Below are 13,556 nucleotides of genomic sequence, written 5' to 3' on the forward strand. Positions count from 1 at the left end.
CAATGCGCATTTGGGGTAATGGGTCCTGGCTTTCGCCAGGACGACAGTGAATGTGTGGCGCCGCCTACATCCTCAACCGTCGTCCCGACGAAGGCCGGGACCCATAACTACAGGATTGGGTTGGTGAGGAAAGCTGTGGCCCCAGCGTCGCGCAACAATCACCTTCGGTGGTTATGGGTCCCGGCCTTCGCCGGGACGACGCCGAGTTTGTCGCGCCATGCACCCGTCAGTCGCGCAATCGGCGTCCGCCCCATCTCGGCATCCTGTCAGCAATGACGAGGCCTCCCGTCGCGCCGCTTTCGCAGTCACGGCAATCTGAGAAAGCCGCCCGACCTGCCGCGACCGTCTTGTCAACGATCCCGGCGAAATGAGCGAAATTCTCTGGGACCGTCCAGCAGATCATGCTTGCGGGCAGACTGATCGATCCGGCTGGCCGAATGATCTGCCATCGCGTTGATGGCCGTACCGGCCAAGTTCTGCGCACGCTGCCGTCGCTTTTCGTCCATCGATCGAACATCCCGGTCTTCGGCTCGCCGACGACAGAGTTCGTCAGAGATGCGTTCCTGGAGACATCCATCGCCTCGATAAGGTCGCTGCTTCATCTTGCACGCTCCCTCCAGCAGGATTGCGGTACGGAGGACTAACTCTCTCGTGGGCCGCTGGTTCGCGGTGGCGACTGACTTGATGCCGGGAATTTCGGCGCCAGCACCTTGGGCTTCCTCGGCGGAGCCGCAATCAATCCGTCCCGTATCGCCTGCTTGCGGGCAAGCTTGCGGGCTCGTCGCGCGGCCTCGGCCTTCTCCCGAATCTTTCTTTCCGAAGGCTTTTCGAACGAGCGGCGGCGCTTCATCTCTCTGAAGACGCCTTCGCGCTGCATCTTCTTCTTTAGAACGCGCAGTGCCTGGTCGATATTGTTGTCCCTGACAAGAACCTGCAACGGATCACCTCTCGCGGTAAAAGACACGTCAAGCGCACAAATACGAATGCCCGCTCTATCGGTGACAGAGCGGGCCGCACTGCCATTCCAGTACATCCGTGAAACGGCAGCCGATCAACAAGGTGACGAAAGCTTCAGCTGCAATGCTGATAGCACTGCGCCTGCCCTTTCATCCGACGATGTCTTTGGAAAAGGGTCCTCTGGGACCGATCTACAAGGCTCAAGGCCAGTCGATACAATACAAGTATACACTTATCTCAGCTACGCAAGGTGCAATTGCCAGTTCCGGGATTTATCTCCCGCGCTTCAAGCGTTCGAGATCGTTGCCGGAAGACGATAGCGGGCCCGAGCGAGCGCCTGAGCGGTTCCTTGAACCGATATCATTGTTGAGTAGCAAATTCGGACCTCCTGACGCAGAGTGCGGCGCTGCCGGGTGATTTCAGCGCACCGGCACTCGAGAGCCTGGGCAGCTCCCACCGCAAAGAGGGAGCCGCAATTGGCAACCCGCTATTATTTCGACATCCGCAACGGCGAGGAACTCTATGCCGACAGGCAGGGCATCGAACTGCGCGACGAGGAGACCGCCGCCCACGAAGCGATGCAGTCATTGCTCAGCATGGCGAAGGACAACCCGCCGTTGGACAAGCACCGTCTGCTGGCGTTCGAGGTCCGCACCGACGAAGGGCCGGTGTTTCAGATCAGCCTCAACCGGGGGATGACACGGCGCTAGCTGCGTCGGCGCGCAACCGAACGTCAATAATTTCGCCGGCGAAGGCCCGTCGGTCTTCACGCGAACCGGTGTCCACTCCGCTCGAAAGCGCTCTAGTGATCGGACAGGCTGCCGACGATCGATGCGCGGCGAGACAGTTCGATCCAGTTGCCGTCCGGATCGAGGATCATGGAAATCCGTGCGACTTCGCCGAGCGTGACCGGCGCGAGGCCCTCGCGCACGCCCTTGGCACGCAGGTCGGCATGCGCGGCGTCGATATCGGCGACTTGCAGCGTGATGTAGCGCCAGCCGCGCGCGCCTCGAACCGGATCGACGGTCGCGGCACGATCTTCCCTGAGCAGGATCAGGCTGTCGCCGAGGCGAAACGCCGGACCGCCCGACCAGGACTGCTCGGCGAAGCCGAGAATGTCGCCATAGAATTTGCGATGCGCGGCGAGGTCGCGCACGGCCAAGGAAACCGCAATTTGGGTGATGCCGTCATGTCCGGGCGCCACCAGGCAAACGCTGTTGCCGTCGGGATCGGCCATGCGCCGCGGCGCTCCAACGCCGTCTCGTACAACGATCAGTTCGCGATAGCCGCTCGGCGCCGCATCCGGCAGCGGCTCGACGTGATGGTTGAGCTTGATGACCGAACCACGTGCGTCGTGCCGGTATTGCTTCTGCCCGCGCCGGATCGGCAACACGTGGTCGAAGCGAACGCCGGCGTCCTGCTGCCAGAACCGCAGCATCGGCTCCAGATTGTTGGTGGAAAGGCCGACGTCGATCACGTTCTTCGCGAGTTGCATGTCCGGTCTCCCCAGCCGCCGTGCGCGCTCGCTGGACCGGCTCAGCCGGGAAAGCGATCGCCAAACATCGGCAAGCCGCTGTGCGACTGCTCGCGCGTCGCCTCATCCTGGATGACGTCCCAGTGCTCGGCGAGCACGTCACCCTCCATGCGCACGATGTCGGCGACGACCCATGCCGTCGGCAGACCATGACCGCTGAACCGGCCGTGCAGAATGACGAAATCGCCGCTCGCCGCGCCGACATGGTTCTCATAGCGCAGCGTCGCGGGCAAGCCCTTGACGAGATCGAACAGCCCGTCCCGGCCGGGCGCAATGTGCGCGCTGTGCTGGATGTAGCGCGGCGACCAGAGCCGCTCGGCGGCGGCGTAATCGCGCTTGTTGAACAGGGTATCGAACGCGTCCAGCACGAACTGGACGCGGCGATCTTGGTTCGACGCGTTCATGGCTTCGTTCCCTTGAAGATATCCGGGTTACTTGCGGACCAGCGGGATCTGCAGATTGGTCGGCCGGTTCTGCTCGGTGTCGAAGCCGCGTCCGTCGACATTGCGGGCGCCCCAGAACAGCAGGTCGCCCCTGAGATAGACCAGGTCGTATTCCATGAAGTTCGTCCCTTCCTTGAGGCCGAACGGCAGGAACGACTTGCCGAAGATGCTCTGCGGCGCATCGACCGCCCACGGCGCGTAGCCGGCGGCCGCGACTTTGTTGAGAACATCGACAAAGCCCTGCGCCAGCGGCGTGACCTCGTAGGCCTCGTCGGCGACGAAATCGACCTTCTGCGCCCCCGGTGCGATCGGGTGCGCGCCCTGCCACTGCATGTGCCCGACGATCCTGATCCGCGCCAGCGGCACCTTGCCGTATGGATCGGCCGAGTTGATCACCACGAGCTCAAACCGGTCAGATGACTGATAGGTAAAAGCGCGCTTGAGATAGAACGGCTTGATCGAGCCGTCCGGATTCTTGCTCGGCCGGATCTCGGGCGCGATGCTTTCCCAATTGCCGGCGAGTGCCTGCTTGATCGCTGCGACGTCCGTATCCATGGCGCTTGTCCTTGGTTGATTGCCGGGAGATTGCGCGGCGGCGCTGCCGAACCCGGTCAGCACGCTGCCGGCACCGGTCAGCACCAGTGCCAAGAACGCCACGGCAATCCCCTTCGACATCTGCGTGATCCCTGACCTAGCCGAGGCGCTCAGCGCCGTTGAACGGCGGCGGCGGCCTTGCGGATGACATCGAGCACGAGGCCGGGCTGCGACAGCATCGGCACGTGACTGCTGTCGGCCTCAGCGACGGTGGCGCCCATGCGCTTTGCGACGAAGTGCTGCAGTTCGGGATGCACGGTGCGGTCCTGCCTCGCCACGACGTACCAGCTCGGCTTCGCGCGCCACGCGGTGCCCGCGACCTTCTGCTCGAACAGGTCGGGCACCGGGACGCCTTGCGTTGCCCAAACCAGCGCCTGCTCCTGTTCTGAAAGGTCGCCAGCAAAACAGACGGTGCCGCTCGGCTTCAGCCAGATGCGCCCGTCGGCGACCTCGATATGCGAGAACACGTCGGTGACCGGAAACTTCGCTTGCAGGCTCTGCGACGTCTCGTCGGCGTCGGGCGCGAGTGCTGCGATGTAGACGAGACCCGCGACACGCGGATCGGCGCCGGCAGCGGTGATGACGGTGCCGCCATAGGAATGACCGACCAGGATCGCAGGACCGCTGACCCGCCCCAGCGCGGCCGTCACGGCCGCAACGTCGGTCGCAAGCGCGTCGAGGCCGTATTGCGCTGCGATCACCTCGTGTCCCTCGGCCTGAAGCGACGGGATCAGCTTGCCGAAGCACGATCCGTCGGCCCAGAGCCCGTGAGCGAACACAATGCTCGGTTTGTTTTGCTTGGACATGGTTGCTCGCTGTCGTGTTGTGGTCACGCAGTCGTCGCGGCCCGTCGCTGCGCCGAGCCGGACAGACCAGACGAGATGGGCTCTGCCTGCGAGGCAGATCCCGTGATCGGAATACGCTTCGCTATAGAGGGCGCTGGCCGGCTTGAAAAAGACTTTGTAAGCTGGCCCCATGCCTGCGAGACATGCCTGCGCGAGATGGCAACGCGATGGGCAGGCCGTGATCGGGAGACTGCGATGGAGCTTCGGCATCTGCGCTATTTCGTTGCTGTGGCCGATGCCGGCAGCCTGACGGTCGCGGCCGAGCAGAAACTCCACACCTCGCAGCCTTCGCTCAGCCGGCAGATCCGCGATCTCGAGGAGGAGGTCGGCGTGCAACTCTTGAATCGCGGTGCACAGGGCATCGAGCTGACCGCCGCCGGCAAGGCGTTTCTCGACCATGCCCGCATGGCGTTGTTGCAGGCCGAGGCCGCCAAGGAAGCGGCGCTGCGCGCAGCCCAGCCGCCGAAACCTGCCTTCTCGCTCGGCTTCCTGTCGGGTGCCGAGATCGATCTGCTGCCCGAGGTGACCCGCGTGTTGCGCGACGAATTTCCCGGCATCGACATCCGCCTGTCGAGCGACTACTCGCCCTTGCTCGCCAAGGCACTGATGCGGCGCAAGCTCGACGCCGCCTTTATGCGGGCCGACGAGAGCATGGAGGATCTGGCGTACAGGCGCGTGCGTACCGACCCGCTGGTGTTCGTGTTTCCGAGCAACCATCGGCTGGCGGCGCAGACCGCCGTCGCGCCGGAAGACGTCGCGGGCGAGACCTTCTATCTGCCGTCCAAATCCGCGCCGGCAGTGCGCCGTGTCGTGCTGGACTATTTCAACCGCGCCGGCATCGATCCGAGGCCGGAGCACGAGGTGCATAATGTCGTGCATGCAATATCGATGATCACCTCGACGCATGGCGTGATGCTGCTGCCGGCCTACACGGCCCGCTATCTGCCCGACAGCATCACCACCCGGCCAGTGCAGGGAGAGGCGCCGACGCTGGATCTCGTGCTCGCCTATCACAAGGCCAACAAATCCCCGATCCTGAAGCTGTTGCTGTCGCGGGTCGGCCGGTTGGCCGCGGCGCCGGCCTGATCTCTTCAATCCAGTGAGGACCAATATGCCCGCAGGCCTCGTTCAGACCTTTCGCGCATTTGCTTACAACAACGCCTGGGCCAATCATCGCCTGCTCACGGCATGCGCCGGTCTCGGCCAGGCGGAGTTCGCCGCCGCGCGGACCGGATTCTTCCCGAGCCTGCAGGCGACGCTGAACCACATCCATGTCATCGATCTCTTCTATGTCGATGCGCTCGAAGGCGGCTGGCTCGGGCCGAAGGCGTGGGCGAACGAGGTACCCTACCCGGCGGTCGCGGCGCTGCAGGCTGCGCAACGTGCGATCGACCAGCGCCTGATCGTTCACTGCGATGCGCTGACGCCTGAACGACTCGATGATGTGGTGAAGGTCAATCGCGACAGCTCGGTGCAGACCGAGCGGCGCGACCGCCTTCTGATGCATCTGTTTCAGCACCAAATCCATCATCGCGGCCAAGCCCATGCGATCCTCTCCGAAACCACCGCCAAGCCGCCGCAGCTCGACGAATTCTTCGCCGCCGGCGAGGCGCCGCTGCGGGAAGCCGAGTTCAAGGACCTCGGCTGGAGCGAAGCCACCGTGTGGGGCGGCTGAACGCCAGGTTCCGCGCGCGATCGGGCGGCGGCGCGCATCGGTTCCCGATCCGGAACAAGGTCTTGAATCCCGGTGCCTCCACGCTCACCTGTCGGTGAAACGTGGGGAACTCCAGACATGCCATTCGCCAATCATCGGGGCCAGCGCATCCATTACACCGTTGAGGGATCCGGGCCGCTGATCGTGCTGCAGCACGGCCTGCTGCTCGACGCCGCGAGCTGGAAGCAATGCGGCGTGGTCGACGCGCTCGCCGATCGGTTCCGTGTCGCCTGTGTCGACTCGCTCGGACATGGCCTGAGCGACAAACCCGCCGATCCCGAATTCTACGATCAGGAACAACGTGCCGGCGATGTCGTCGCGGTGATTGACGATCTCGGCCACGAGCGCGCCCATGTGGTTGGACATTCGATGGGCGGCTGGGTGGCGGTCGGCGTCGCCCGGTTCTTCCCGGCGCGGCTGGCGTCGCTGGCAATCGGCGGCTGGGACTTTCTCACCGGGCTGCCGCGCGGCAACGCCGGCCCGCTGACATATGCCGCCTTCATGACGTTTGCGCGCCGCACCGCACCTCAGCTTACGGGACGGGTGACGTCCGACCTCGAGGGCGGCGTACGCGCCTGCTTCGATGCGCTCGGCCAGATCGACGGCGCCAAGGACGCCGTGCTTTCCTCACGCGTGCCGGTGCTGCTCTGGAACGGACGGGACGACGCACCGCACATGCCGATGCAGCGCTTTGCCGCGGAGAACGGCCTTGATGCGATGTCGGTCCCCGGCGATCATCTTGGCGCGCTGCTTCAGCACGGCGACACGATCGGCCGCGGCATCGGCTCGTTCGTCAGGCGCGGCTGAGCGGAGCACCGTGCAGGGTTGCGTGCGACGGCGCCGGTTCAGCTCGCGCGGCCCCGACCCGAACATCGCGAAATTCCGGTTAACTGCATTGCGCCGCTCTCATGGTCGCCCACGGGAAAAGCAGAGCGGATCGCTTGGGGGTCACGCGGGATCATGTAGGATAGCGGTCACGATCTCCGCCGGCGACGCTGCCGGCCGACACTCGGACGCTTACTCTGGGACTGCTTGATGACCGCGCATGTCATAGTCACCGACGAAGCCGCCACACGCGTGATCCGGCTACGCAGGCCCGAGAAGAAGAACGCGATCACCGAGGAGATGTTTCGCGCGATCAGCGATGCGATCGACAAGGCGCAGAACAATCCGAAGATCCGCTGCCTGATCATCACCGGCGGCTCCGGCGTGTTCACCGCGGGCAACGACATCGAGGACCTGCTCGCGCAGGGCACCTCGACCGGCGAGGCGCCGCCCGCCTCCGACCTGGTCAAGTTCCTGTATTCACTGGCCCACAATGTGAAGCCGATCATTGCCGCCGTCGACGGCGTCGCGATGGGCATCGGCACCACGATGCTGTTTCACTGCGACTATGTGCTGGCGAGCAAGACCGCGCTGTTCTCGACGCCGTTCTCCAATTTCGGCCTGGTGCCGGAAGGCGCCTCCAGCCTGCTGATGCCGCGGACGATGGGCCATCAGCGCGCCTTTGCGATGCTGGTGATGGGCCGCACCATGTCGGCCGACGACGCCCGCATCGCCGGCTTCGTCAACACCGTGGTGGCACCCGGGCATGCCGAGGTCGAGGCGCACAAGGTGGCGCGCGAGATCTGCGCACTGCCGGCCGAGGCGGTGGCGATCTCGCGCCGCCTGATCCGGCTGCCGCCCGAGGACGTCACCCGTCGCATCGAGCAGGAGAACCACCTGTTCAGCGAGCGGATGCGCTCCAGGGAGGCGGTCAGCGCCTTCAAGGCCTTCATGGCGCGCACGAAGGCTTGAAACGAAGCGTCGCAAAATTGTAGTGGCGTCGCGCCATGATCGTGTGTTCCATGATCGTGCACGCCATGGACAGGTCATGAGACAGCCCCGCCTTACGCCCCTCGCCGCGCTCTGCGCATTCGGACTGGCCGCAGCCGGCCCCTGCCTGGCGCAGACCGCCGCGCCGGTGAGCCTGCGCATTCTCGCGATCAACGATTTCCACGGCTATCTGCGGCCGCCGCCGGGCGGCATCCGCATCACCGATCCCGCTGATGCGACCAAGAAGATCATGGTGCCCGCCGGCGGCGCCGAGCGATTGGCAACCGTCGTCAAGCAGCTGCGTGAAGGCCACAAGAACAACATCTTCGTCGCGGCCGGCGACCTGATCGGCGCGAGCCCGTTTTTGTCGGCCATGTTCCACGACGAGCCGACCATCGAGTCGCTGTCGATGATGGGGCTTGCGATCTCGTCGGTCGGCAATCACGAATTCGACGAGGGCAAGGACGAGCTCCTGCGGATGCAGAATGGCGGCTGCCACCCGGTCGACAAATGCCAGGGGCCGCATCCCTTCGCGGGCGCCAAGTTCCGTTATCTCGCCGCCTCCACGATCGACAAGGCCTCCGGCAAGCCGGTGTTTCCGCCCTACGAGATCAAGGAATTCGACGGCATTCCGGTGGCCTTCATCGGGCTGACGCTGAAGAACACGCCGAACCTGGTGTCGCCGGCCGGCGTCGCCAGCCTCGAATTCCGCGACGAGGCCGAGACTGTCAATGCGTTGATCCCCGAGCTGAAGGCGAAGGGCGTCGAGGCAATCGTGGTCCTGATCCACGAAGGCGGCTTTCCGACCGGCGATTATAATGAATGCCCCGGCATCTCCGGACCGATCGTCGACATCGTCAAGAAGTTCGACAAGGCGGTCGACGTCGTGATCTCAGGTCATACCCACCAGGCCTATGTCTGCGAGATCGACGGACGGCTCGTCACCTCCGGCGACAAATACGGCACGCTGGTCACCGCGATCGACCTTCAGCTCGATCCGAACAGCCATGACGTGATCAGCGCCAAGGCCGACAACACCATCGTGAAGATCGGCGGCACCGCCAAGGACCCGGAGCAGAGCGCGCTGCTGGAATCCTATGACCGGCTGGCCGCGCCGATCGCCAACCGCGCGGCCGGCTCGGTCACGGAAACGCTGTCGCGCACGCCCGCCGAGACCGGCGAAAGCCCGCTCGGCGATATCGTCGCCGACGCGCAGCTGCGCGCGACCAGTTCTGAGCCGAATGGCGGCGCGGTGATCGCCTTCACCAATCCCGGCGGTGTGCGGACCGACATCGTCAAGCGCGAGGACGGCGCCATCACCTATGCCGACATTTTCGCCAGCCAGCCGTTCCGCAACCAGCTGGTGACGATGACGCTGACCGGCAAGCAGCTCAAGGACGTGCTGGAGCAGCAGTGGGCCGACCCGAAACGGCCGCGCGCTCTCCAGGTCTCGAAGGGCTTTGCCTATGCGTGGGATGCGAGCAAGCCCGATGGCTCGCGCATCATCGCCGCGCGGATGTCGCTCGACGGCAAGCCGATCGACCCGGCCGCGAGCTATCGCGTCACGGTGAACAACTATCTCGCCGAGGGCGGCGACGGTTTCACGGTCTTCAAGGAAGGAACGGCGCAGCAGTTCGGCATCTACGACGTCGATGCGCTCTATGCCTACTTCAAGGCCAACAGCCCGGTCGGCCCGGCGGCCGGCAAGCGGATCGAGCGGATCAATTGAAGTGGGGGCGTGGAACACCCGTGGGGCGGAGACAGGCCTTTCCGGCGAGCCGGTAACGGCCTAAATTAGGCACTCCTCGTACGCGCCTCCATTGCGCCGGGAATTTGCATGACACTGCTTCTGACGCACCCCGCCTGCCTCGATCATCTGACCCCACCCGGACATCCCGAACGCCCCGACCGGCTGCGCGCGGTTGCCGAGGTGCTCGGCGAAGACCGCTTCAAGGCACTGGTGCGCGACCTCGCACCGGAAGGCGACCTCGACAGCGTGCTGCTCTGTCATGGCGAGCACTATGTCGGCGAGCTGCGCCACATCGCGCCGACCTCCGGCATGATCTATATCGACGGCGACACCTCGATGTCGCCGGGCACCTGGGAAGCCGTGATGCGCGGCGTCGGCGGCGCGGTGGCGGCGACCGATGCGGTGATGGAGGGCAAGCATCAAAACGCCTTCGTCGCGGTGCGCCCGCCCGGGCATCACGCCGAGAAATCGACGCCGATGGGCTTCTGCTTTTTCGACAATGTCGCGATCGCCGCGCGCCACGCACAGCGCAAATACGGCATCAAGCGCGCCGCGATCATCGATTTCGACGTCCATCACGGCAACGGCACGCAGGATATCTTCTGGGCCGATCCGACCGTGATGTACTGCTCGACGCATCAGATGCCGCTGTTCCCCGGCACCGGCGCTTCAGGCGAGCGCGGCGAGCACGACACCGTCGTCAACGCGCCGCTTTCGCCCGGCGACGGCGGCGCCAAATTCCGTTCCGCGTTCGAGAACCTGATCCTGCCGCAGCTCGAGAAATTCTCCCCCGAGCTCGTCGTCGTCTCGGCGGGCTTCGACGCGCATCACCGCGATCCGCTGGCCTCGATCAACCTGACCGGCGAGGATTTCGGCTGGGTCACGCGCAAGCTGATGGACCTCGCCGACAAGAGCGCCGGCGGCCGCGTCGTCTCCATGCTGGAGGGCGGCTACGACCTCGAGGGCCTGAAAGAGTCGGTGGCATCTCACGTCACCGCATTGATGGGCGCGTGAATCCCCGCCACAATACGCCCGCAAAAATTCGATTGATTCTGCGCCGGGGCAAGCATGGCCTGCGACAGGTCATGTTTGGACGACGAGATCCGATCACGGTCTGATCGGCGCACTGGGAACACATAATGGCCGAAAACACGCAGGCGGACGTCAAGAAGCTCTCCTTTGAACGCGCGATCGAGGAACTCGAATCGATCGTCAAGCGGCTCGAGGACGGCAAGGTCCCGCTTGAGGAATCGGTCGCGATCTATGAGCGCGGCGAGGCGCTGAAGCGGCGCTGCGAGGAATTGCTGCGCCAGGCCGAAGCCCGCGTCGACAAGATCACCACCGACGCCTCGGGCCAGCCGACCGGCACCGAGCCGCTCGACGTGCAGTAGCGCCGCGGGCCGCGCCCTGCGACAGGATGTCCGCCGCGGCGGGCAATTGTTGCTGCCTATTTCCGGCAATCCATCACGCTGCGGGGTGACCGCGGCGACCGGCTGCGGCTGCGAATCCGGCCGATCCGGACCGGCCGGCTGCCGCTGAAATGGCCAAATTGGAACCCGCCTTTGGCCCCAGGCATTGAAAAGTCTAGGTTTTTCAAGACGGCGCATAGGAACCCTGCGCCGCCTATCGGGTTGGCTTTGGTTACGGCTTTGGTGTAATGCTTCCAGTTCTATGGGCATTTGAGGGTGGCGGGCGGCCCGAATTTTTCGGGCGGCATGCATCTCAAATGGTTCGACAAAACTGAACCGGGACGGGTGAAGAGCGACCAAGGTGATGCATATCACGTGGTCCAATCCGGAGTGAATCTAGGCTTACAACCAGGCAGGGCCTGCCGGGACGGCACCCAGTGTCTGGCTTTCGCTGCGCGGTGAGCGCGCCAACCCATCTCGCGTCGGGCCGTTCGTTCCGACAGGCAAAAATTGGAAATTCGCTGTGACCACATTTAGTAAAACGCCGCTTCTTGACACTATTCACACGCCGGATGACCTGCGCAAGCTGAAGGTCGAGCAGGTGCGGCAGGTTGCCGACGAGCTCCGCCAGGAAACCATCGACGCCGTGTCGGTGACCGGCGGCCATTTCGGCGCCGGCCTCGGCGTGGTCGAACTGACCACTGCCATCCACTACATCTTCGATACCCCGCGCGACCGCCTGATCTGGGACGTCGGCCACCAGGCCTATCCGCACAAGATCCTGACCGGTCGCCGCGACCGCATCCGCACCCTGCGCACCGGCGGCGGCCTCTCCGGCTTCACCAAGCGCACCGAGAGCGACTACGATCCGTTCGGCGCCGCGCACTCCTCGACCTCGATCTCGGCCGGCCTCGGCATGGCCGTGGCGCGCGACCTCTCCGGCGGCAAGAACAACGTTATCGCCGTGATCGGTGACGGCGCGATGTCGGCGGGCATGGCCTATGAGGCCATGAACAACGCCGGCGCGATGAACTCGCGCTTGATCGTAATCCTCAACGACAACGACATGTCGATCGCCCCGCCGGTCGGCGCGATGAGCGCCTACCTGTCGCGCCTCTACTCCGGCAAGACCTACCGTTCGCTGCGCGAGGCGGCCAAGCAGATCAACAAGCGCCTGCCGAAGATCCTCGCCAACCGCGCCAACCGCGTCGAGGAATATTCCCGCGGCTTCATGATGGACGGCGGCACGCTGTTCGAGGAGCTCGGCTTCTATTACGTCGGCCCGATCGACGGCCACAATCTCGACCATCTGCTGCCGGTGCTGAAGAACGTCCGCGACATGGAGACCGGGCCGATCCTGGTTCACGTCGTGACCCAGAAGGGCAAGGGCTACGGCCCGGCCGAAGCCTCCGCCGACAAGTACCACGCCGTCGTCAAGTTCGACGTCGCGACCGGCACCCAGGCCAAGGCCAAGCCGAACGCGCCGGCCTACCAGAACGTGTTCGGCCAGAGCCTCGTCAAGGAAGCCCAGAAGGACGACAAGATCGTCGCCATCACCGCGGCGATGCCGTCGGGCACCGGGGTCGACATCTTCAACAAGGCGTTCCCGGACCGCACCTTCGACGTCGGCATCGCCGAGCAGCATGCGGTGACGTTTGCAGCCGGCCTCGCCACCGAAGGCTACAAGCCGTTCTGCGCGATCTACTCGACCTTCCTGCAGCGCGGCTATGACCAGGTGGTCCATGACGTCGCGATCCAGAGCCTCCCGGTCCGCTTCGCGATCGACCGCGCCGGCCTGGTCGGCGCCGATGGCGCGACCCATGCAGGTTCGTTCGACAACGCCTATCTCGGCTGTCTGCCGAACATGGTGATCATGGCCGCCTCCGACGAGGCGGAAATGGTCCACATGGTGGCGACCCAGGTTGCGATCAACGATCGTCCGAGCGCGCTGCGCTATCCGCGCGGCGAAGGCCGCGGCGTCGAGATGCCGGAAGTCGGCATTCCCCTGCCGGTGGGCAAGGGCCGCATTGTCCGCGAGGGCAAGCAGGTGGCGCTGCTGTCGTTCGGCACCCGCCTCGCCGAGTGCGAGAAGGCCGCCGACGAGCTCGCGGCCCACGGCCTCTCCGCCACGATCGCCGATGCGCGCTTCATGAAGCCGCTCGACGAGGAGATGATCATGAAGCTCGCCCGCGACCACGAGATCCTGATCACCATCGAGGAAGGCTCGATCGGCGGCTTCGGCTCGCATGTCATGCAGTTCCTGTCCGACAACGCCATGCTGGACAGCGGCATGCTCAAGTTCCGCTCGATGATCCTGCCCGACGTGTTCCTCGACCACGACTCGCCGGCGGCGATGTATGCCCGCGCGGGTCTCGACGCCAAGAGCATCGTTGCCAAGGTGTTCGAAACCCTCGGCAAGGACTACAAGACCGAGACCGTCAAGCTCGCCTAGAGCCCTTATCCGTTCCGATTGAATCGGAACGGAGCTCTGGATT

At 64.7% G+C, this 13,556-nt stretch carries 15 protein-coding genes; 9 read left to right on the forward strand and 6 right to left on the reverse strand.

Annotated elements, in window-relative coordinates; genetic code table 11:
• Positions 1 to 350: 350 nt before the first annotated feature.
• Positions 351 to 506 (reverse strand): hypothetical protein, encoded by a 156-nt coding sequence (locus tag Q0030_RS08065; protein WP_298365175.1) that lies wholly within the window; start codon positions 504 to 506, stop codon positions 351 to 353.
• Positions 507 to 640: 134 nt separating this feature from the next.
• Positions 641 to 937 (reverse strand): 30S ribosomal protein S21, encoded by a 297-nt coding sequence (gene rpsU / locus Q0030_RS08070; protein ID WP_298365177.1) that lies wholly within the window; start codon positions 935 to 937, stop codon positions 641 to 643.
• A gap of 496 nt (positions 938 to 1,433) precedes the next feature.
• On the opposite strand from rpsU, the gene Q0030_RS08075 reads away from it, so the two are divergent.
• Positions 1,434 to 1,667, forward strand: coding sequence for a hypothetical protein (locus Q0030_RS08075; protein WP_298365179.1), 234 nt, complete (start codon positions 1,434 to 1,436; stop codon positions 1,665 to 1,667).
• Between the two features lie 92 nt (positions 1,668 to 1,759).
• On the opposite strand, the gene Q0030_RS08080 is transcribed toward Q0030_RS08075, so the two are convergent.
• The 4 genes from Q0030_RS08080 to Q0030_RS08095 are packed head-to-tail and all read right to left on the reverse strand — an operon-like array spanning position 1,760 to position 4,334.
• Positions 1,760 to 2,452 carry a VOC family protein gene (locus tag Q0030_RS08080; protein ID WP_298365181.1) on the reverse strand — a complete coding sequence of 231 codons (693 nt, stop codon included), beginning with the start codon at positions 2,450 to 2,452 and terminating at the stop codon, positions 1,760 to 1,762.
• Positions 2,453 to 2,493: 41 nt separating this feature from the next.
• Positions 2,494 to 2,895, reverse strand: a complete 402-nt coding sequence (locus Q0030_RS08085; protein WP_298365183.1) for a nuclear transport factor 2 family protein — start codon at positions 2,893 to 2,895, stop codon at positions 2,494 to 2,496.
• A 27-nt stretch (positions 2,896 to 2,922) separates the two neighbouring features.
• Complete coding sequence (locus Q0030_RS08090; protein ID WP_298365185.1) at positions 2,923 to 3,609, reverse strand: hypothetical protein; 687 nt, start codon at positions 3,607 to 3,609, stop codon at positions 2,923 to 2,925.
• A 29-nt stretch (positions 3,610 to 3,638) separates the two neighbouring features.
• Positions 3,639 to 4,334 (reverse strand): alpha/beta hydrolase, encoded by a 696-nt coding sequence (locus Q0030_RS08095; RefSeq protein WP_298365188.1) that lies wholly within the window; start codon positions 4,332 to 4,334, stop codon positions 3,639 to 3,641.
• 234 nt (positions 4,335 to 4,568) lie between these two features.
• Here Q0030_RS08095 and Q0030_RS08100 point away from each other — a divergent pair, with 234 nt between their 5' ends.
• The 8 genes from Q0030_RS08100 to dxs all read left to right on the forward strand — a co-directional run bounded on the left by Q0030_RS08100 (position 4,569) and on the right by dxs (position 13,513).
• The gene (locus Q0030_RS08100) at positions 4,569 to 5,459 is read left to right on the forward strand and encodes a LysR substrate-binding domain-containing protein (RefSeq protein WP_298365190.1); all 891 of its coding nucleotides are present in this window, start codon (positions 4,569 to 4,571) and stop codon (positions 5,457 to 5,459) included.
• A gap of 25 nt (positions 5,460 to 5,484) precedes the next feature.
• Positions 5,485 to 6,048: a DinB family protein gene (locus Q0030_RS08105; RefSeq protein WP_298365192.1), complete on the forward strand. Its 564-nt coding sequence runs from the start codon at positions 5,485 to 5,487 to the stop codon at positions 6,046 to 6,048.
• A 117-nt stretch (positions 6,049 to 6,165) separates the two neighbouring features.
• Positions 6,166 to 6,894 carry an alpha/beta hydrolase gene (locus Q0030_RS08110; RefSeq protein ID WP_298365194.1) on the forward strand — a complete coding sequence of 243 codons (729 nt, stop codon included), beginning with the start codon at positions 6,166 to 6,168 and terminating at the stop codon, positions 6,892 to 6,894.
• 228 nt (positions 6,895 to 7,122) lie between these two features.
• Entirely contained in the window at positions 7,123 to 7,884 is a 762-nt protein-coding gene (locus Q0030_RS08115; protein WP_298365196.1) for a crotonase/enoyl-CoA hydratase family protein, read from the forward strand.
• A 76-nt stretch (positions 7,885 to 7,960) separates the two neighbouring features.
• Positions 7,961 to 9,631, forward strand: a complete 1,671-nt coding sequence (locus Q0030_RS08120; protein WP_298365198.1) for a bifunctional metallophosphatase/5'-nucleotidase — start codon at positions 7,961 to 7,963, stop codon at positions 9,629 to 9,631.
• 108 nt (positions 9,632 to 9,739) lie between these two features.
• Entirely contained in the window at positions 9,740 to 10,666 is a 927-nt protein-coding gene (locus Q0030_RS08125) for a histone deacetylase family protein (RefSeq protein WP_298365200.1), read from the forward strand.
• A 125-nt stretch (positions 10,667 to 10,791) separates the two neighbouring features.
• Positions 10,792 to 11,043 carry an exodeoxyribonuclease VII small subunit gene (locus tag Q0030_RS08130; protein ID WP_028334494.1) on the forward strand — a complete coding sequence of 84 codons (252 nt, stop codon included), beginning with the start codon at positions 10,792 to 10,794 and terminating at the stop codon, positions 11,041 to 11,043.
• Positions 11,044 to 11,584: 541 nt separating this feature from the next.
• Entirely contained in the window at positions 11,585 to 13,513 is a 1,929-nt protein-coding gene (gene dxs / locus Q0030_RS08135; RefSeq protein ID WP_298365205.1) for a 1-deoxy-D-xylulose-5-phosphate synthase, read from the forward strand.
• Positions 13,514 to 13,556 lie beyond the last annotated feature (43 nt).

The organism is uncultured Bradyrhizobium sp. (assembly GCF_947648125.1).
Classification (GTDB): domain Bacteria; phylum Pseudomonadota; class Alphaproteobacteria; order Rhizobiales; family Xanthobacteraceae; genus Bradyrhizobium.